Source organism: Cryobacterium sp. SO1 (genome assembly GCF_004210215.2).
Taxonomy (GTDB): Bacteria; Actinomycetota; Actinomycetes; order Actinomycetales; family Microbacteriaceae; genus Cryobacterium.
The window spans coordinates 2,545,793-2,563,957 of record NZ_CP067394.1; the positions used below are offsets into that span (position 1 = coordinate 2,545,793).

The 18,165-nt window shown below is 67.6% G+C and carries 18 protein-coding genes; 6 read left to right on the forward strand and 12 right to left on the reverse strand.

Annotated elements, in window-relative coordinates; translation table 11 throughout:
- Positions 1 to 29 precede the first annotated feature (29 nt).
- Both BJQ95_RS12035 and BJQ95_RS12040 read left to right on the forward strand, forming a co-directional pair.
- Entirely contained in the window at positions 30 to 1,163 is a 1,134-nt protein-coding gene (locus tag BJQ95_RS12035) for an aminotransferase class V-fold PLP-dependent enzyme (RefSeq protein WP_240694907.1), read from the forward strand.
- Positions 1,164 to 1,246: 83 nt separating this feature from the next.
- On the forward strand, positions 1,247 to 2,926 hold the full coding sequence (locus BJQ95_RS12040) for an HNH endonuclease signature motif containing protein (RefSeq protein ID WP_130178999.1): 1,680 nt from the start codon (positions 1,247 to 1,249) through the stop codon (positions 2,924 to 2,926).
- A gap of 107 nt (positions 2,927 to 3,033) precedes the next feature.
- On the opposite strand, the gene BJQ95_RS12045 is transcribed toward BJQ95_RS12040, so the two are convergent.
- Both BJQ95_RS12045 and BJQ95_RS12050 read right to left on the reverse strand, forming a co-directional pair.
- Positions 3,034 to 3,738: a type 1 glutamine amidotransferase domain-containing protein gene (locus BJQ95_RS12045; protein WP_130178998.1), complete on the reverse strand. Its 705-nt coding sequence runs from the start codon at positions 3,736 to 3,738 to the stop codon at positions 3,034 to 3,036.
- Positions 3,739 to 3,786: 48 nt separating this feature from the next.
- Entirely contained in the window at positions 3,787 to 4,827 is a 1,041-nt protein-coding gene (locus BJQ95_RS12050) for an NADP-dependent oxidoreductase (protein ID WP_130178997.1), read from the reverse strand.
- A gap of 194 nt (positions 4,828 to 5,021) precedes the next feature.
- Between BJQ95_RS12050 and BJQ95_RS12055 the strand changes: the two genes are divergently transcribed.
- A complete protein-coding gene (locus BJQ95_RS12055) occupies positions 5,022 to 5,714 on the forward strand; it encodes a TetR/AcrR family transcriptional regulator (RefSeq protein ID WP_130178996.1) in 693 nt (230 codons plus the stop codon).
- Positions 5,715 to 5,807: 93 nt separating this feature from the next.
- Here BJQ95_RS12055 and BJQ95_RS12060 read toward each other — a convergent pair whose 3' ends face one another.
- Genes BJQ95_RS12060 through BJQ95_RS12070 form a run of 3 tightly spaced genes read right to left on the reverse strand, consistent with a single transcriptional unit; the run spans position 5,808 to position 8,858 of the window.
- A complete protein-coding gene (locus tag BJQ95_RS12060; protein ID WP_130178995.1) occupies positions 5,808 to 6,590 on the reverse strand; it encodes a fumarylacetoacetate hydrolase family protein in 783 nt (260 codons plus the stop codon).
- Entirely contained in the window at positions 6,587 to 7,735 is a 1,149-nt protein-coding gene (locus BJQ95_RS12065; RefSeq protein ID WP_130178994.1) for a branched-chain amino acid aminotransferase, read from the reverse strand. Before BJQ95_RS12065 ends, BJQ95_RS12060 begins: the two co-directional genes overlap by 4 nt.
- Positions 7,736 to 7,766: 31 nt before the next feature.
- Positions 7,767 to 8,858: a 3-isopropylmalate dehydrogenase gene (locus BJQ95_RS12070; protein ID WP_130178993.1), complete on the reverse strand. Its 1,092-nt coding sequence runs from the start codon at positions 8,856 to 8,858 to the stop codon at positions 7,767 to 7,769.
- A 172-nt stretch (positions 8,859 to 9,030) separates the two neighbouring features.
- On the opposite strand from BJQ95_RS12070, the gene BJQ95_RS12075 reads away from it, so the two are divergent.
- On the forward strand, positions 9,031 to 9,282 hold the full coding sequence (locus tag BJQ95_RS12075) for a DUF6458 family protein (protein WP_066596422.1): 252 nt from the start codon (positions 9,031 to 9,033) through the stop codon (positions 9,280 to 9,282).
- A 106-nt stretch (positions 9,283 to 9,388) separates the two neighbouring features.
- On the opposite strand, the gene serA is transcribed toward BJQ95_RS12075, so the two are convergent.
- Positions 9,389 to 10,981: a phosphoglycerate dehydrogenase gene (gene serA, locus BJQ95_RS12080; RefSeq protein ID WP_130178992.1), complete on the reverse strand. Its 1,593-nt coding sequence runs from the start codon at positions 10,979 to 10,981 to the stop codon at positions 9,389 to 9,391.
- A 97-nt stretch (positions 10,982 to 11,078) separates the two neighbouring features.
- Between serA and BJQ95_RS12085 the strand changes: the two genes are divergently transcribed.
- Positions 11,079 to 11,480, forward strand: coding sequence for a DoxX family protein (locus tag BJQ95_RS12085; RefSeq protein ID WP_130178991.1), 402 nt, complete (start codon positions 11,079 to 11,081; stop codon positions 11,478 to 11,480).
- A gap of 54 nt (positions 11,481 to 11,534) precedes the next feature.
- On the opposite strand, the gene BJQ95_RS12090 is transcribed toward BJQ95_RS12085, so the two are convergent.
- Positions 11,535 to 12,602, reverse strand: a complete 1,068-nt coding sequence (locus BJQ95_RS12090) for an LLM class flavin-dependent oxidoreductase (RefSeq protein ID WP_240694906.1) — start codon at positions 12,600 to 12,602, stop codon at positions 11,535 to 11,537.
- Between the two features lie 41 nt (positions 12,603 to 12,643).
- The gene (locus BJQ95_RS12095) at positions 12,644 to 14,155 is read right to left on the reverse strand and encodes a GMC family oxidoreductase (protein WP_130178990.1); all 1,512 of its coding nucleotides are present in this window, start codon (positions 14,153 to 14,155) and stop codon (positions 12,644 to 12,646) included.
- A gap of 159 nt (positions 14,156 to 14,314) precedes the next feature.
- Between BJQ95_RS12095 and BJQ95_RS12100 the strand changes: the two genes are divergently transcribed.
- Positions 14,315 to 15,217, forward strand: a complete 903-nt coding sequence (locus tag BJQ95_RS12100) for a helix-turn-helix transcriptional regulator (RefSeq protein ID WP_205750231.1) — start codon at positions 14,315 to 14,317, stop codon at positions 15,215 to 15,217.
- Between the two features lie 81 nt (positions 15,218 to 15,298).
- Here BJQ95_RS12100 and BJQ95_RS12105 read toward each other — a convergent pair whose 3' ends face one another.
- The 4 genes from BJQ95_RS12105 to BJQ95_RS12120 all read right to left on the reverse strand — a co-directional run bounded on the left by BJQ95_RS12105 (position 15,299) and on the right by BJQ95_RS12120 (position 18,150).
- Positions 15,299 to 15,652 (reverse strand): bacitracin resistance protein, encoded by a 354-nt coding sequence (locus tag BJQ95_RS12105; RefSeq protein ID WP_130178989.1) that lies wholly within the window; start codon positions 15,650 to 15,652, stop codon positions 15,299 to 15,301.
- Positions 15,652 to 16,170, reverse strand: coding sequence for a DNA polymerase III subunit gamma/tau (locus BJQ95_RS12110; RefSeq protein WP_130178988.1), 519 nt, complete (start codon positions 16,168 to 16,170; stop codon positions 15,652 to 15,654). Before BJQ95_RS12110 ends, BJQ95_RS12105 begins: the two co-directional genes overlap by 1 nt.
- Before the next feature lie 31 nt (positions 16,171 to 16,201).
- Entirely contained in the window at positions 16,202 to 17,257 is a 1,056-nt protein-coding gene (locus tag BJQ95_RS12115) for a zinc-dependent alcohol dehydrogenase family protein (protein ID WP_130178987.1), read from the reverse strand.
- Between the two features lie 176 nt (positions 17,258 to 17,433).
- Positions 17,434 to 18,150: a DUF998 domain-containing protein gene (locus BJQ95_RS12120; RefSeq protein ID WP_130178986.1), complete on the reverse strand. Its 717-nt coding sequence runs from the start codon at positions 18,148 to 18,150 to the stop codon at positions 17,434 to 17,436.
- Positions 18,151 to 18,165 lie beyond the last annotated feature (15 nt).

The window sequence follows — 18,165 nt, forward strand, 5'->3', positions numbered from 1 at the left end:
AATGGATGGGGTGGAGCAACGCTGGAAGCATGCGCTCCACTGCTTCGTCGTTGCACCCCACGCCCACTCCCATGGCGGCAGCCCCGCCCTCCCGCTCGGCGACTCCCACCACGCTGCTCACGATCGCCCAGGCGCGGGCCGCGTACTCCCCCACGACCACCCGCTATCTCGCGGCGTGTACCTCCGGCCTTCCCACCAGCGCCACCGTGCAGGCGCTGCGCCAGGACGCCGACACCTGGGGCGGCGGCGAGGCCTCTCCCGCGCACTACCAGGTCGAGATCGACCGGGCCAGGGCCCTGTACGCCAGGCTGGTCGGGGTGGGCGCCGACCGGGTGGCGATCGGCTCGCAGGCCTCGGTGATGGCGGCGGTGCTCGCCGCATCCGTGCCGGCCGGCCGCGAGGTCGTCTGCGTCGACGGGGACTTCACCTCGATGGTGTTCCCGTTCCTGCAGCAGGAGCACCGCGGCATCACGGTGCGCCACGTGCCGGTGGCCGAGCTGGCCACCTCGCTCACCGAGCGAACCTGGCTGGTCGCCTTCTCGCTCGTGCAATCCGCCACCGGTGAAATCGCGGATGCGCCGGCGATCCGCGCGGCCGCCGCCGCGGTGGGGGCCTTCACCCTGTGCGACACGACACAGGCCACCGGTTGGCTGCCCGTGGCGGCGGGCGACTTCGATGCCACCATCTGCCACGCCTACAAGTGGCTGGGCGCCCCGCGCGGTGCGGCGTTCCTCACCGTGACGCCCGAACTGGCCGAGCTGCTGCGCCCCGTGCAGGCCGGCTGGTTCGCGGGCGAGAACCCGTGGGCATCCTGTTACGGCCCCACCATGACCCTGGCCACGGATGCGCGCCGCTTCGACGTGTCGCCGGCCTGGCCGGCCTGGGTGGGGACCCGGGTGGCGTTGGAGTTCTGCGCACGGCTCGACCCCGCCGCGGTGTACGCCCACGACACCGGCCTGGGCAATGCGCTCTCTGCCGGGCTCGGGCTCCCCCAGCGAAATCAGGCGATCGTCACCTGGGCCGATCCCGCCGGCACCGACCTCGGCCGCCTCACCGCCGCCGGCATCACTGCCTCCGGCCGCGCCGGTCGTGCCCGCGTCGCCTTCCACCTCTGGAACACCCCCGCCGACGTCGACGCGGTCCTCGCTGCCCTCGGTCGCTAGTTCCCGCCTCGGTCTCGCGGATGCCCGTGAGGGGTGCGTCTGCGTGCGGCTTCAATGTCAGGGGTAGGTGAGACGATCTCACTATGAGTAGCCCCGACCAGGCACCACCGCCCACTCCGGACGATGACGACTACTCTCCGGAGTCCGCTCCACCCGGATCCACCCCCACCCCGCTCAGCCCGACACCACCCGGTGAGCCGGGCCGGTCCGACGAACCGACGCCGGCCGGCGGGTCGGCTGAACCCGGCGAGTACGAGCCCTACGTCCGTGACGTCGCCCTGGACGAGCTGGTGCGCACCGAGCTGGCTCGGCGCACGGAACTGATCGCGGCCGAGGCACGTGCTATCGCGCAGGCGCAAGCCCGGCAGGTCGAGTTCCTCGTCGAGCTGCAGAGCTGGAGTGAGGACCCACAAGTGTCCTCCCGACTGCACGGCAACCCCGAGAGCATCCAGCTCGCCGACGCGAACGCTGCCACCCTCACCGACGATCAGGCTCGCGCCGCCGCCTACAGTCGATGGGACGACCGGGAGGTGGCCCGGCGAACGATCGTGAGCGAGACCGCGTGCCTGCTGCGGGTGGCCGAACGCACGGTGGAACGACTGATGGATCAGGCGCTATGGGTGATGTGCGCGCCGGCCACTTTCGAGGCCCTGGCCGCGGGAGAGATCAGTTACCGGCACGCGACCGTCTTGGTCGATCAGATGCGCACCGTGCCGATGGAGGACCAGGAGGCGTTCGAGGCGAAGCTGCTGCCGGACGCGAAACGACTGCCCGCGGGCCGCTTCACCGACAAGGCACGCCGGCTGCGAGAAAGGCTGCACCCGGAGTCGATCGTGACCCGCACCAGAAACGCCCTCGCCGAACGGCGCACCTATTGGGAGGCCGCGCCAGATGGAATGGGGTGGTTGCACTGGTACGGCACCGCCCACGACACCAAGGCCGCCTACGACCGGATCGTTTCCATGGCCGGGAGCCTCAAAAAGGTCGGCGACCCCGCGTCGGCGCAAACGGAGGTGACCGTCAACATGGAGGTGACGGCGGACGAGGAGGTGACGGCGGACGAGGATCAGAAACAGCGCACCCTCGACCAACTCCGCGCCGACATCACCCGCGCCCTCCTCCTGGACGGCATCACCCCCGACGGCATGGGCGCCGGGATCCGCGGCACGGTGATGATCACCGTGCCCGTGTTCACCCTGCTGGGCCTGGACGACGAACCCGCCACCCTCGAAGGCTACGGGCCCATCTCTCCGGACATGGCCCGGGAGATCGCCGGCCACGCACCCAGCTTCACCCGGCTACTCACCCACCCCGAAACCGGAGTCGTGCTCTCCCTCGGTAAAACCCAGCACAAGAACACCAAAGCCATGAAGAAGTGGCTGAGGGTGCGGGATGAAACCTGCCGGTTCCCGGGCTGCTCCCGCCCCGCGGTCACCAGCGACGTGGATCACACGGAAGACTGGGCCGGCGGTGGCCCGACAGACTGCGACAACCTCGCCCACCTCTGCGAACCCCACCACCGGCTCAAACACCTCTCGCAGTGGCGGGTCACCCAGGAACCCGGCGGCATCCTGCACTGGACCTCACCCGGGAACCGCAGCTACCGCACCGATCCCGCCAACCCGGTGGGACCGCCCCGACCCCGGCCACCGGTAGTGGGCCCGAGAACCCGCAAACGCCCGGCCGACGACACCGCGCTGACGCGCCGGCATCGGCCTACCCGGCATGCTTCGCCACCGCTACCCGAGAATCCACCGTTCTAGCGATACCCGAGCACGTCACGAGGTCCAGACGCCACACGCACGAAAGCGGCCCCGCGGTTGCCTCGTGCTGGCGAGGTGACCGATGGACCGCTATCGCGTAAGTGATGCTACTTCTGGGCGGCTACCGCGTCGATGATGGCCGTGGCGAGCTTGACCGACGAGGCGGGGTTCTGGCCGGTGTAGAGGTTGCGGTCGATCTCGATGTGCTCGCCGAAGGACGCCCCCTCGACGAAGTCGGCGCCCAGCTCGACCAGACGGGCCTGCACGAGCCACTTGGCCTTGGGGGCGAGTCCGCCCAGGGCCTCTTCGGCGTCAGTGAAACCGGTCATGCGGTAGGCCAGGAACGGCCAGGTGCCGTCCTCGGCCTCGGAGGCCAGCAGGGCGGCCGGCGCGTGGCACAGCACCGCGAGGATCTTGCCGGAGGTGATCGCATCCGTCATGATCTGGCCGCTGGTCTTATCGACCGCGAGGTCCTCCATGGGGCCGTGTCCGCCGGGATAGAAGACCACGTCGTAATCGGCGACGGTGACGTCGTCGAGCGAGCTCGGGCTCTTCAGCGCGGGCAGCGACTCAAGGTAGCTGCGCAGTTCAGCAGAGCGAGCCTCCCCGCCGGTGGCCCCGGCGGCCAGGCTGCCCAGGTCGACCGTGGGCGCCGCACCCTGGGGGGTGGCGATCGTGATCGACCAGCCGGCCTCGGTGAAGAGACGGTGCGGCTCGGCGAGCTCCTCGGCCCAATAGCCGGTGGGGTGCAGCGAACCGTCGTTGAGGGTCCAGTGGTCAGCGGCGCTGACGACAAAAAGTACGGAAGTCATGATTCTCCTAGATCGAATTCAGTGAAAGGTGCGAGCGGTGTTCAAGGATTAGTCAGCAGCCACGGCGGAATCGGTGGCAGAGGTCTTCACGACCATCTTGCCGGTGTTCTCTCCGCGGAGCATGCCCAGGAACGCGTCGACCGCGTTGTCGATACCGTCCACGACGGTCTCGTCGAAGACGATGTCGCCGGCCGCGAACCAGGCGCCCATCTGCTCGGTGAAGGCCGGGAAGTGCTGCAGGTAGTTGCCCACGGTGAAGCCCTGCAGGGTGAGGCCGCGAGTCACGATGTTGACCATGTTCTGCACGCCGGTGGGGCCGTCGGTGCGGTTCATCTGGGAGATCGCGCCGCAGAGGGCGGCGCGGCCGCCATCCTTGAACGCGCCGAGTGCTGCGCTGAGGTGGTCACCGCCCACGTTGTCGAAGTACACGTCGATGCCCTCGGGCGCGGCCTCGGCCAGCTGGGTTTCGATGTCGCCGGTCTTGTAGTTGAACGCGGCGTCGAAGCCGTACTTCTCGGTGAGCAGGGCCACCTTCTCGTCGGTGCCCGCGGAGCCGACCACCCGGGCGGCGCCCTGGAGGCGAGCGATCTGGCCCACCATGCTGCCCACGGCTCCGGCGGCGCCGGAGACGAAGACGGTGTCGCCCACCTTGAACTTGGCGACCTCGAGCAGGCCGACGTAGGCGGTGAGCGCGGTCATGCCCAGCACACCGAGGTACGCGGATGCGGGAACGTTCGGGATCTCGGGAACGACGCGGAAGCCCGCGGCGTCCTCCTGCACGACATCGCGCCAGCCGTACTGGTGCACAACAAGGCTGCCGACGGGCACGGTCTCGACGGTCGACGCCACGACGTGGCCGACGGCGCCGCCGCCCATGGTCTCGCCGAGCACGAACGGTGCGATGTAGGACTTGCCGTCGTTCATCCGGCCGCGCATGTAAGGGTCGACGGAGATGAAGTCGTTCACGACCCGCACTTGGCCGGCGGCCAGCTCGGGCAGCTCGACGACGGCGGTGGAGAAGTCGGCGGCGGTGGGCCAGCCGGTGGGCCGGGCCGCGAGCTGGATCTGGGTACTGGTTGCTGTCGTCATGCGAAACGTCCTTACTGTTCGTGGTGGGTGCCAGGCGTGGGTGGCGCCGCCCAGTTTCTGCACCGATCGTTTTACTATAGCCGGGCCATCGGTTATAGTGAAACGAGCAGTACAGAACATTCACAGGGACACCGCGTGTATCTACACCGCGCACACCCCGGACCAGACGTCCGCGGACGGAAGGCAGGCAGCTCATGGGACGGCTCCAGACGTTCGACAGCACCACTGTCGTGCAATCCGCCCGCGACGTCTTCTGGGACCTCGGCTACGACGGCGCCTCCCTGGCCGACCTCGAAGCGGCCACGGGTCTCAACCGGTCGAGCCTCTACCACGCGTTCGGCAGCAAGCGGGGGCTCTTCGACGCCGCCGTCAGCGACTACCAGGACACCGTCATCCGCCCGCGCCTGTGCGGTTTGCAGGCGGATGGCGCCGGCCGAGCTGAGTTGCTGGCCTACTTCGACGAACTCCGCGTGGCCGTGGCGAAACTGCCGCTGGACTCCCCCCGGCGCGGCTGCCTTCTGGTGAACTGCGCCACGGGCCTCGCCACCCACGACGAGCCTGCCCGCGAGGTTGTGGAGGCCTACCGCACCGAACTCGCGGCGGCACTGCGCCATGCCATAGCCGGCGCCGGCGCCGGCGCCGCCGCCGCCACTGCCGCCGCCACTGCCGCTGCCGCTGCCACTGCCACTGCCACTGCCGCTGCCGCTGCCGGCACCGGTACCGGCACCGGCACCGATGACCACAGCGAGCGCACCGACGAACGGGTGCGCACCCTCGCATCCCTCTCGATGAGCGCGATGCTGCTCGCCCGGGTCAACGCCGCCGAGTCATCCGCGCTGCTCTCCACGGCCGCCGGTCAGGTCCGCTCCTGGTTCCCCGCACCCTGACACTGCCGCCCACGCCCTAACTGTTCCCCGTACGGACAAGTGGGCCCGGTGTGCCGGGACCACTTGTCCGCAGCGGTAACATTTGCCGGGCGGTCAGGCCGCGCGGCGCACCGGGTTGGTGAGCACGCCGAGTCCGGGGATCTCGATGCTCGCGGTGTCACCGTCGGACACGCGCCGGGCGGCGCTGGAGGACCCGGTGAGGATCACGTCGCCGGGCAGCAGGGTGAACGAGTGCGAGAGGAACGAGACGATTTCGGCCATGGAGAACGCCAGCAGCGACACCTCGCCGTTCTGGAACTCGGTGTTGTTGACCCGGCCGAGGACCCGGCCATCCGTGGGATCGAACTCGGTGTCGATCACCGGGCCGAGCGGGCAGAAGGAGTCGAAGCCCTTGGCCCTGGCCCCGTGGCCACCTTCCTCACTGAGGTCGACCGCGGTGACGTCGTTGGCGATCGTGTAGCCGAAGATCGCGTCCAGCGCATCCGCGACGCTGAGGTTCTTGGCGACCCGGCCGATCACGATGGCCAGTTCGCCCTCCACGCGCACGTCGTCGGATGCCGCGGGCAGCACGATGGGGTCGTTGGGGCCGACCACGGTGGTGTTGGGCTTGAGGAAGAAACGCGGCTCGGCCGTGTCGCCGGGCGCGGCCAGCGCGGCGGCCTTCTCCGCGGCATCCGCGTAGTAGGCGCCGGCCAGGCCGACGACCTTGGAGCGCGGGATGACCGGCGCGAGCAGGGCCACATCCACCAGCGGCAGCCGGGCTCCGGTGGGGTTGTAGCCGGCGAACATGGGGTCACCGGTGAGCACGACGAGTTCGTCGTCGTCGATGATGCCGAACGCTATGGTGCCGGCGTGGCTGAACCGGGCGATCTTCACGCGGTCACCTCGGTTTCGGCCGCTGTATCGAGGGCCGTAGCGTCCAGGCGCAGCAGCCAGCCGTGCCGGTCGGGCAGGCGGCCGTACTGGATGTCGGTGAGCTCCTGGCGCAGCGACATGGTGATCTCGCCGGCCGGTGCGTCGGCATCGCCGATGGTGAAGCCCTGACCCTTGAGCTGGGCGATCGGGGTGACCACGGCGGCGGTGCCGCAGGCGAACACCTCGGTGATCTCGCCGGAGGCGACACCGTCCCGCCACTCGTCCACGGTCACGTCGCGCTCCGAGACGGTCATGCCGCGGTCGCGGGCCAGCTGCAGGATGCTGTCGCGGGTGACGCCTTCGAGGATGGTGCCGGTGAGGCGAGGGGTGACCAGGGTGTCGGTGCCGTGCACGAAGAACACGTTCATGCCGCCGAGTTCGTCGATGTGGGTGCCGGTCTCGCCGTCGAGGAAGAGCACCTGGGCGCAGCCGTTGTCGTAGGCCTGACGCTGGGGCAGCAGCGAGGCGGCGTAGTTGCCACCGCACTTGGCGGCGCCGGTGCCGCCGCGGCCGGCGCGGGAGTACTCGGTGGAGAGCCAGATGCTGACCGGGGCGACACCGTCGGTGAAGTAGGCCCCGGCGGGGCTGGCAATCACGTAGTAGCCCACCTTGTGTGCGGCGCGCACCCCGAGGAAGCTCTCGTTGGCGATCATGAACGGGCGCAGATACAGGCTGGTCTCGGGCGCATCGGGCACCCAGTCGCCGTCCACGTTGATCATCTGCTTGACCGATTCGATGAAGTCGGCCACCGGCAGTTCGGGCAGGGCCAGGCGGCGGGCCGAGCTCTGCAGCCGTTGGGCGTTCTTCTCCGGGCGGAAGGTCCAGATCGAGCCGTCGGCGTGACGGTAGGCCTTCATACCCTCGAAGATCTCCTGGCCGTAGTGCAGCACCGACGAGGCCGGGTCGAGCATCAGCGGGCCGTAGGGGATGACACGGGCGTCGTGCCAGCCCTCCTCGACGGTCCAGTCGATGACAACCATGTGGTCGGTGAAGTGCTTGCCGAAGCCGGGCTCGGCGAGGATGGTTTCGCGCTCGGCGCTGCTCCGGGCCGTCTCGGACGGCGTGACTTCGAATTCGAGCGGGAAGGTGGTGGTCTGCTGGCTCATGGGAGTCCCTTGTGGTTAGACGGGAGTGCGGTTAAGCGGAAGTGCCGGTCAGGCGGGTCACGATGGCATCGCCGACGGCGCTGGTGGATCGCGGACCCGGGGCGGCGCTGCCGGTGTTGCTGTCGACGCTGCGGGCCACGATGTCGGCCGTGACGGCCGCGCTCACCCGTGCCGCGGCATCCGTGAGCCCGAGGTGGTCGAGCAGGAGCGCGACGGAGAGGATCGCCGCCGTCGGATCGGCCAGTTGCCGGCCCGCGATGTCTGGTGCCGAACCGTGTACGGGTTCGAACATGCTGGGGAAACGACCGTCCGGATTGATATTTCCGGATGCCGCCAGGCCGATGCCGCCGCTGATTGCCGCTGCCAGGTCAGTGAGAATGTCGCCGAAGAGGTTGTCCGTGACGATGACGTCAAATCTACTCGGATTCGTGACGAGGAAAATCGTCGCCGCGTCCACGTGCAGGTAGTCGACGGCCACGTCGGGGTAGTCGGCGGCCACCTCGGTGACGAGGCGCTGCCACAGGCTGCCCGAGAAGACCAGCACGTTGGTCTTGTGCACCAGGGTCAGGCGCTTGTGCGGGCGGTTGCGAGCGGTCTCGAACGCGTAGCGCACGACCCGTTCCACGCCGTAGGCGGTGTTGACCGAGACCTCGTTGGCCACCTCCTGCGGGGTGCCCACACGGATGGCGCCGCCGTTGCCGACGTACGGACCCTCGGTGCCCTCACGCACGACAACGAAGTCCACCTCGCCGGGGTCGCCCAGCGGGCTGGGCACGCCGGGGAAAAGCACGCTCGGGCGGAGGTTGACGTAGTGGTCGAGGGAGAAGCGCAGCTTGAGCAGCAGACCCCGCTCGATGTTCGCGTCCTTGAGGCGCGGATCGCCGGGCACTCCGCCGACCGCGCCGAGCAGGATGGCGTCGTGGGCGCTGATCGCGGCGAGGTCCTCGTCGGTGAGAACATCGCCGGTGTCGAGGAACCGGGTGGCGCCGAGCGAGAAGTGTGTGAGCTCGAAGTCAACGGGCTCGGACTGGGTCACGGCGTCGAGCACCTTCAGCGCTTCGGCGACAACCTCCGGGCCGATGCCGTCTCCGGCGATGACTGCGAGCTTGACTGAGCGGGACATGCGGCTCCGTTTACGGTGAGGCAGCCGGTGGGCTGGTGATAGTGGCGCATTATTGGCGTGGAGATACCCTGCAAATCAACCCTACTGTGCGCATTACGCTGTCTATGCTGGAGAACCCTGACCCTGCGCGTCGCCGACGTGCATGTGCCACTGAAGAAGAAAGCAGTTCATCATGAGTATCGGATTGGGAATCTTCCTGTTCGTCGTCGGTGCCATCCTGGTATGGGCCCTGAACATCCAGGTCGACTGGGTCGACCTCGACCTCGTCGGCTACATCCTGATGGGGGCCGGCGCTCTCATCTTCGTGCTCGGCCTGGTGCTGCTCACCCGCCGCCGCAGCAGCATCAGCACCACCCGCAGCGCGGTCGACCCGGTCAGCGGAGAGCGCACCGTGCAGCAGGAACGGTCGATCGACGACGTCTGACCCGACTGGCCGCACCATAGGAAAAAGCCCCGGATCCGGATCCGGGGCTTTTTCGTGTCTGTGCTTGATACTGCTGCGTGCTACTACTGCTTGTTACTCCTGCGGGTTACTCGGTGAGGTCGATCGCCACCATCACGTCGGCCGTGATCGCTTCGCGCACCGACGCGAGCAGCCCGGCGGGAACGGGCGAGTCAACGGTCAGCACGCTCAGCGCGGGGCCGCCGGCTTCGTGCCGGGCGATCTGCATGCCGGCGATGTTGATCGCCGCGTCGCCGAACTCGCGCCCGTAGACCGCCACGATGCCGGGACGGTCGGTGTACAGCATCACGATCAGGTGCTCGGCGAACGGCACCTCCACGTCGTAGCCGTTCACCTCGACGATCTTCTCGATCTGCTTGGTGCCCACCAGGGTGCCGGAGACCGACACCTGAGATCCGTCGGCGAGGGCGCCGCGGAGGGTGATCAGGTTGCGGTACTCGGGCGACTCGGCCTCGGTGATCAGGCGCACCGCCACTCCGCGCTGCTCGGCGAGGAGGGGCGCGTTGACGTAGGAGACGGTTTCGCTGACCACGTTGGTGAAGATGCCCTTGAGGGCGGCGAGCTTGAGCACCGAAACGTCGTGGGCGACGATCTCGCCGCGCACCTCGACGTCGACACTGGTGAGCGGGCTGTGCGCGGCGAGGCCGGAGAACACCTGGCCGAGCTTCTCGACCAGCGGGATGCCGGGGCGGACGCTCGGGTCGATGATGCCGCCGGCGACGTTCACGGCGTCGGGGACGAGTTCGCCCGACAGTGCGAGGCGCACGGACTTGGCCACGGAGACGCCGGCCTTTTCCTGGGCTTCGTCGGTGGAGGCGCCCAGGTGCGGGGTGCTGATCAGGTTGGCGAGGCCGAGCAGCGGCGAGCCGGTCGGCGGTTCGTTGACGAAGACGTCGAGTCCGGCACCGGCGATGGTGCCGTCGACCAGGGCCGTGTACAGGTCGGCTTCGTCGATGAGTCCGCCGCGCGCGACGTTGACGACGTAGGCGGTGGGCTTCATCAGCTTCAGCTGCGGTGCGCTGATCATGCCGGTGGTCTCCGGGGTCTTCGGCATGTGGATGGTGACGAAGTCGGACTGCGCGAGCAGCTCGTCCAGGCTCACCGGGTGCACACCCAGCTGCTGGGCGCGGGCCGAGGTGATGTACGGGTCGAACGCGATGATGTTCACGCCGAAGGCCTGCAGTCGGGCGGCGACCAGGGCACCGATGCGGCCGAGGCCGATGATGCCGACGGTCTTCTCGTACAGCTCGATACCGGTGTACTTGGAGCGCTTCCACTGGCCCTGGGCCAGGGCGCCGTGCGCCGGCGGGATGTGACGGGCCAGGCTGAGGATGTGCCCGACGGTGAGCTCGGCGGCGGAGATGATGTTGGAGGTGGGGGCGTTGACGACCATGACACCGGCTGCGGTGGCGGCCTTGATGTCGACGTTGTCCAGGCCGACTCCGGCGCGGGCGATGACCTTCAGGTGCGGGGCGGCGGCGAGGGCCTCGGCGTCGACCTTGGTCGCGGAACGCACCAGGATGGCGTTGGCGGTGGCGAGCTCGGCGAGCAGTGCGGCACGGTCGGTGCCGTCGACAGAGCGGACATCGAAGTCGGGGCCCAGGGCATCGACTGTGGCGGGCGAGAGTTCTTCGGCGATTAGTACTACGGGCTTCGACACGAAAACAGATCCTTAGAAAGCGTCAGGCGAGGGAAGCTTGCGCCACGATCTTGGGGCGCCAGATACCAACACACTTTACTTGCACCAGAATGGAGCAATGAGCCCCGAGTCAGCGACCACCGCCCTAACCGTCCTGAGGATCGTGCTGGCGGTGGCGTTCGTCGGTGCCGGGATCAGCCATTTCGCGCCCGCGGTTCAGCGCACGATGTCGGCGATGATCCCGCCACGACTGCGGATGCGGGGTCTGCTGTCGCCGAGGAACCTGGTGATCTTCACCGGCGTGTGCGAGATCGCCGGCGGCATCGGGCTGCTGGTGGTATCCACTCGTGTTACGTCAAGTGTCGCGCTGGCGGTGTTTCTGGTGGCCGTGTTCCCCGCCAACGCCTACGCCGCCCGGCACAAGGACCGGTTCGGCGCTATCGCGATTCCGCTGGTTCCGCGGTTGCTCGGCCAGTTGGTCCTGATCGCTCTGGTGCTCGTGGCGGGCCTGGCCGGTTGAGCCTGCCTTGGGGGCTCTTTCTCGACTGTCGGCGGTAGGCGGTCGCGGGCCGAGTCAAACGGCAACCTTCCCGCGGCTCAGAAGATCGCGCACCATCGGGATCACGGTCGACCCGTACAGCTCTACGGCCTTCATACGGGCGCTCATTAATGTCGCGCCGGCGGAGTAGATGAGGTCGAAGCGACCGACGCCGAGTGTGCTGATAGCTGATGCCATCCTTCTGGCTACGGTTGTCGGTGAACCCACATACAGGGAGCCGAGCTCGATCTCATGGTCGAACTCGGCTCGTTGCAGGGCCGGCCATCCGCGGAGGGCGCCGATGCGGTCGCGCATTACCTTGTAGTGAGGGTAGAAGACCTCGCGGGCCTCCTCGTCCGTGTCCGCCACGAACCCAGGTGAGTGCATGCCGATGGGGTGTGCCACCGTGCCGAACTGCTCGGATGCCTGCCGGTACAGTTCGGTGTATGGAGCGAAGCGCGCAGGGTCACCCCCGATGATCGCGAGCATGAGGGGGAAACCGTAGCGGGCGGTGCGTATGACGGACTGCGGAGATCCGCCCACGCCCACCCAGGTGCTCAAGTGGCCTGTCGCGGTTTTCGGATAGACGTCGGCCTCATGCAGAGCAGGTCGCATGGTGCCAGACCACGTGACTGGCTTCTCGGTCAGGAGCTGAGAGAAGAGGTCCAGCTTTTCTTCGAAGAGTGTGTCGTAGTCGGCCATGTCGTAGCCGAAGAGGGGGAAGGACTCTGTGAAGGTTCCACGACCGAGGATCACTTCGGCTCGGCCGTTCGACAGCGCATCGACCGTGGCGAATCGCTGGAAGACGCGCACGGGGTCGTCGCTACTGAGCACGGTGACTCCGGAACTCAGCCGGATGCGGGAGGTTCGTGTCGCGATTCCTGCGAGTACGGTCTCGGGAGAGGAGATCGAGTAGTCGGGGCGGTGGTGTTCACCGACGGCGAAGACGTCCACTCCGAGTTCGTCAGCGAGAATCGCCTCGTCGAGCACCTGGCGAATTGTCTGCGGGTGCGAGGCTAAGCCGCCCGAGGCGTTCTCGGGTATATCGCCGAAGGTGTCGAGTCCGAACTCGACGCCGGATGCGCTGCTATTCATGTTTCTCATCGACCAATCTTTCTTGTACTACGGGCACCGTACTTGAGAGTTCAATTTGCAAGCGCGTTCTTATAGATGTGCTCTGCCAGCATGATCGTCGTCAAATTCGTCGGTGCAGACGGGACGAACGGCATGATGGAGGCGTCAATGACACGGAGGCTCCTGAGCCCCAGCACTGCACCAGCAGCGTCCACTACGGCCCAAGGGTCGCCGGCTGCGCCCATCGGCGCCGTCGACGTCGGGTGCGCGTACGACGCGAGCTGCTCGCCAATCACCTGGGCAAGATCCTCGTCAGTCTGCACCCCGGCGCCGGGCATCATCTCCAGTTCGGAGATGCCCGCGAAGATCGGGTTGGAAGCGATCCTACGGCTGAGCTTCACGCCTTCGAGCATGCGACTGCGATCGTGTGGAGTGGATAGAAGGTTCAGGTCGATAGCGGGTGCGATCCGCGGATCCCTGCTCTGCAGTTTCAGGGAGCCTACCGACTCTGGCTGCACGACCGAGATGGCCAGCACGATCGCGCCACCGGTTGGGCTATACGCCGGATCGATCAGGTGTGTCACAGAGATCTGAAGATCGAGGTCTCCTTCTGTTGCCGTGTGCGACTTCGACCATACGAGTGCACCCGCCGCTGGGGCCATCCCCAGGGCGTCGGACTTGAGAGCATAGGCGTTGTAGTAGAAGGGGTGGTCCTGCAGCCTCCGGCCGACGGGGAGGTCGGCTATGACATCGATGCCGAGCCCGATCAGATCCTCGGCGGGCCCGACTCCGGAGCGCAACAGTATTGCGGCGCTACCGTAGGTACCAGCCGAAAGGATGACCTCACCGGCGGCGTACGTCTGCCCGTCCGCGGTAACGACACCAACGGCAGTCGCGCCATCGAAGAGCACCCGGTCAATCTCCGCCCCGCCGATTATCGTGAGGTTGGAACGTGAGCGCACGTCAGTGGTCAAGTAGGTCAATGCGGTGCTTTGGCGGACGCCGGCGACCACGTTGAGCGGATTCGTGGAGACGCCCTCCTGGTCGCCGCTATTGGGATCATCCACCCGGGCGAGGCCCTCCGCCACGCTCGCGTCGATAAACGCGCGCATTGAGACACTGATCTCCTCGTAAGTGCGTTGCAGGATAGGGAAGGGCCCAGTGCGCCCTCGGAACGCGTCATCCCCGTCTGCGGTGCTCTCGAGTGACTTATAGGTCTCGAGCACCTCGGCAAAGGACCAACCCGATAACCCACGGGCCTCCCACTTGTCGAAGTCGCTCTTTCGTGCCCGGAGAGCGACTGCGGCGTTGACAGCTGAGCTGCCGCCGAGCACCTTGCCGCGAGGAATAGCGGCGGCGAGGTTGCTCGAGTTGAGGCGGCCCGCGAATCCCCAATCATGGTCTGCGTCTCCACCGACGACCGCCGGGTTGAGCAGGACCTGGGGGGTGCTGCCCGTGGGGTAAGCGACGCCGGCCTCAAGCAATAGCACCGACCGGGAGGGGTCTGCGCTGAGCCGGTTGGCGAGTACGGCGCCCGCCGAGCCGCCGCCAACGATGATCACGGCGAAGGTGGGAGGTGTCATGAGGTGTCCTTCCGAGAGTTGGCTGCTTGGTGCAGCCCCAGATCCAGTACAGCCGCTGGAAGCTCTTCCTGCTAGGCCGCACCACGCACCGCTCTGCCTCGGACTGACGGTGCGACCCAAGCCGCCCCATTCGGGCACCAGGTGGTGCAAGCTGGGTCAGTGAACATCGAAAGCGAACTGAAAGATTTCCTTCGGGCGAGCCGGGCGAAGCTTCTGCCGACGGACGTAGGCCTCGGCGACTCGGTAGCTCAAGGCTTCATTTCCTCCCGCCGTGTTCCCGGTCTGCGGCGTGAGGAGGTGGCGCTGGTCGCCGGCGTGAGCGTCGACTACTACGCTCGCCTGGAGCAAGGACGCACCCGGCACGTGTCCGATGCTGTGCTCTCTGCTGTCGCATCCGCTCTGCGGCTGAACGGCATCGAGAAGGAGTACCTTTTCGCTCTCGTGGCAAAGAAGAACGACGTGCCGCACGCATCGGCGCACGGTGTACCAGCGCGGGTGAAGCCGAGCGTTCAGCGCACCCTTGCCGCGTTCACCACGTCTCCGGCTGTCGTCATGGGTCTCGGGATGCGCATCTTGGCGATGAACTCGCTCGCCCGCTCGGTCTACTTCGACTTCACCAAGGTCGCGCCGCGTGAGCAGAATCTTGCTCGGTGGACCTTCCTGTCACCCGAGGCTCGAATCCTCTACTCCGACTGGGAGACCGCGGCGGCCGAGTCGGCCGCCGTCATCCGCGCCGATGCCGGCTCACACCCTGAGGATGCCGCCCTCAACGAACTCATCGGAGAGTTGACAGTCAGGAGTGAGGACTTCCGTCGCCTCTGGGCCCAGCACGGTGTGCATCGCTGTGGATTCGGAACAATCCGTCTGGCACACCCGATCGCGGGCCCGATGTCGCTCGATTACCAAGCACTCGACGTACCTGGGGAGCAGGACCAGAAGGTTGTCGTCTACATGGCACCGGAGGGATCTCCCTCGGAGGATAGCTTGAGGCTGCTGTCCAGCTGGACTGCGAAAACCGAACAGGCGATCGACGTGTTCAGCCCGTCAACCCGCCAAGCCTGAGATCACGCCAGCAGGTAGAGCCCCGTGCAGCATCCAAGCCGTCAGGTTGGTGTCGTGCGGTATGAGGACCCCCAAGGATCCCTAGACGATCAGGCTGCCCAGGCCGAAAACGAAGATGTCGAGCGAGAGAGCGGACACCAGGCAGAGCCCAGCCAGCAGGGTGAGTGCCTGCGGACCGGCCTCGCGGCGCCGGCCGAGCCAGAAGGCCAGGCCGAACACGATGACCGGGCCCAGCACACCGGCCAGCAACAGGCCCCACCCGAAGCCGTTCAGGGAGGTGTCGAGCATCCCGGCGGCATTGCTCAGCCCGAGCAGGTTGCCCAGGCCGGCCCACGCGCTGTACGCGTAGAACAGGCCGAACACGATGGAGATGGTCGCGGCCAGCCAGCCGGGGGTGCGGCGGGTTCGAGCGGTGGTGGTGTCTTCGGTGCTCATCAGAGTCCCCCGGATCCGGCGATGAAGGGCAGTGGGACCAGCAGTACGACGCCCAGGATGAGCCAGGTCCAGCGCAGCCGCGGCTTGCCGCGGGTGAGCCAGTAGGTGCAGGCGAACCAGACCGCGGGGGCCGCGATGGCCAGCCAGGTAGCCAGGGAGAACATGAACTGGGTCAGCACGTCGGCCGGCGGATTGGTGAGGCGGGAGACGCCGATGAACCAGCCGATCGTGTACAGCAGGTAGACCCCGCCCAGGATGCCCAGGCTCACCAGGGCCGGCGACGACAACGGAGCCTTAGCCTCAGGGGCGTCGACATAGCCGCCGGGCGAGCCGGTGACGGCCCAGCCCTCGGGCAGGTCGCCGGCAGGTTCCGCCGTGACAGGACCGGCCGCGCTGGCGGCCTCGGTGTCGGCGGCGGGCGCATCCGTTGGCTCGGGCGTCGTTCTGCTGCCGGACACGAGCGTGGGGTCGTCGTCGCCGGCCCAGCCGAGCGCGTCGTCATCCCGAGAAGAAGTCATGTGTCCAGCTTATTGGACCGGCGACTGCGCTTCAGTGACTGATCAGCACCTTCAGCGCGTGGGTGTCGGCGGCGCGGGAGAAGGTGTCGTAGGCGTCCAGAACGTGGTCGAAATCGAACCGGTGGGTGGCCATCCGGTCCACGGGGATCTTGTGCTGGGTCACCAGCTTGAGCAGCATCGGGGTGGTGTTGGTGTTCACCAGGCCCATGCTGATGCTGATGTTCTGGATCCACAGGTTCTCCACGTGTAGCGGCACGGGCTTGCCGTGCACGCCCACATTGGCCAGATGCCCGCCGGGCCGCACGATCTCGGTGGCCATGGTGAAGGTCTCCGGGATGCCGACGGCCTCGATGGCCACGTCCACGCCGGCACCGTCGGTGACGGCGAGAACCTCGTCCCGCCACTGGGGGCGGCCGGAGAGCACCGTGTGGGTGGCTCCGAAGGCCGTGGCCTGTTCGAGCCGGTTCTCGTCGATGTCGACGGCCACGATCGCGCCAGCGCCGTAGAGCCCCGCGGTGGCGATCGCTGCCAGGCCGACGGGGCCGGCGCCGATCACGGCGACAACGTCGCCCGGCGCCACCTGACCGTACTGCACCCCGATTTCGAACCCGGTGGGCAGGATGTCCGAGAGCATCACCGCCTCAGCGTCGGTGACGGACTCCGGCAACGGATACAACGAGTTGTCCGCGTAGGGCACCCGCACGAACTCGGCCTGGGTGCCGTCGATCAGATGCCCGAAGACCCAGCCGATGCCCGACCGGCCCTCGTCGCCGAGGCAGTGCGAGAAGAGTCCGGTCTTGCAGTTCGCACAGTGCCCGCAGGACTTGATGCAGGAGATCAGCACCCGTTGGCCCACGGTGATGGACTCGACCGCGTCGCCGATGGCGATGACCGTGCCGACGCCCTCGTGGCCGAGGATGCGCCCGGGCTGCACCGCGGGCACGTCACCCTTGAGAATATGAAGGTCCGTGCCGCAGATGGTGGTGGTGTCCACCCGCACGATGGCGTCGGTGGACCGGATGATCTGCGGGTCAGGCACGTCGGTCCAGGTCTTCTGGCCGGGACCGTTGTAGACGAGTGCTTTCACGATGACGCTCCTGTGAGTAGACGCTCCAGCGAGTCGCGGATGGCTCACCAATGCGGGCCATAGTACCCGGGAGCATCGGAGGGGGTAGTCTGGTGGGCTCGTTCGAGCCCGGGCGAAAAATGCAGCACCATCTCGACACCAACCGCGCCACCTGCTCAGCTACACGATCCAGGCGGTCAAGCCCGTGGTGTGATCCGGGCTGCCGGCACCGTGCGTCGCCGAATGATCTGGGTCACCGCGATGACCCAACCCAGCACACCGGCCAGGCAGACCCTCTCGGCCAGCCCCAGCAGGCCGGGCGCGGCGGCGGCCGCGACGCCCAGCGACACCAGGCCTAGAGCCGCGACACCGGTGAGCACGGCGGCGGCCGGAAAGGCCCCGGGCAGGTCGCTGCCGTGCAGCCACGCGGTCAACAGGCCGAAGCCCACCAGCGCGGTGACGAAGCCCGCGCCCGCGACGATGAGGTGCCAGGCGCCGAGCGCGGTGGTCGGGGCGAGCCCGGGAGCATCGGCCGGTGGGATGTCGGTGGGCAGGAAGGCGAGGGCGGCGGAGCACACCCCGGCGAACAACATCAGGCCCAGGCCGCACTGCCGCAGTCGCGACCGGGGGCCGAAAGCCCGGAGCGCGGCGACGGCGCAGACCGTGACCACTCCCCTGGCCAGGAAGTTCAGGTTCATGACCCAGCCGTACGGCCCCACCGCGAGGTTGCTCTCGGCCTCGGAGATCACGCTGTAGTGCGGCGGCAGAAGCTGCAGCACCACGTCGACGAGCACGTAGAGCACCGCGCCCACCAGGGCGACGGTGGCCAGCAGTCGGGTGGACCGAGTGGCACCGGCGCCACTCACCGCGGGTGCGTCGGCCAGCTTCTGGGTCGAGGAATTCGGCGTGCTCACGCCGGAAGCCTATCG

Bases quoted from the DNA above. Each gene is read 5' to 3' on its own strand.
- BJQ95_RS12070 (WP_130178993.1), bottom strand. From the start codon at position 8,858: ATGTCCCGCTCAGTCAAGCTCGCAGTCATCGCCGGAGACGGCATCGGC.
- BJQ95_RS12050 (WP_130178997.1), bottom strand. From the start codon at position 4,827: ATGACGACAGCAACCAGTACCCAGATCCAGCTCGCGGCCCGGCCCACC.
- BJQ95_RS12105 (WP_130178989.1), bottom strand. From the start codon at position 15,652: ATGAGCACCGAAGACACCACCACCGCTCGAACCCGCCGCACCCCCGGC.
- BJQ95_RS12055 (WP_130178996.1), top strand. From the start codon at position 5,022: ATGGGACGGCTCCAGACGTTCGACAGCACCACTGTCGTGCAATCCGCC.
- BJQ95_RS12075 (WP_066596422.1), top strand. From the start codon at position 9,031: ATGAGTATCGGATTGGGAATCTTCCTGTTCGTCGTCGGTGCCATCCTG.
- BJQ95_RS12095 (WP_130178990.1), bottom strand. From the start codon at position 14,155: ATGACACCTCCCACCTTCGCCGTGATCATCGTTGGCGGCGGCTCGGCG.
- BJQ95_RS12065 (WP_130178994.1), bottom strand. From the start codon at position 7,735: ATGAGCCAGCAGACCACCACCTTCCCGCTCGAATTCGAAGTCACGCCG.
- BJQ95_RS12090 (WP_240694906.1), bottom strand. From the start codon at position 12,602: ATGAGAAACATGAATAGCAGCGCATCCGGCGTCGAGTTCGGACTCGAC.
- BJQ95_RS12110 (WP_130178988.1), bottom strand. From the start codon at position 16,170: ATGACTTCTTCTCGGGATGACGACGCGCTCGGCTGGGCCGGCGACGAC.
- BJQ95_RS12040 (WP_130178999.1), top strand. From the start codon at position 1,247: ATGAGTAGCCCCGACCAGGCACCACCGCCCACTCCGGACGATGACGAC.
- BJQ95_RS12085 (WP_130178991.1), top strand. From the start codon at position 11,079: ATGAGCCCCGAGTCAGCGACCACCGCCCTAACCGTCCTGAGGATCGTG.
- BJQ95_RS12045 (WP_130178998.1), bottom strand. From the start codon at position 3,738: ATGACTTCCGTACTTTTTGTCGTCAGCGCCGCTGACCACTGGACCCTC.
- BJQ95_RS12035 (WP_240694907.1), top strand. From the start codon at position 30: ATGCGCTCCACTGCTTCGTCGTTGCACCCCACGCCCACTCCCATGGCG.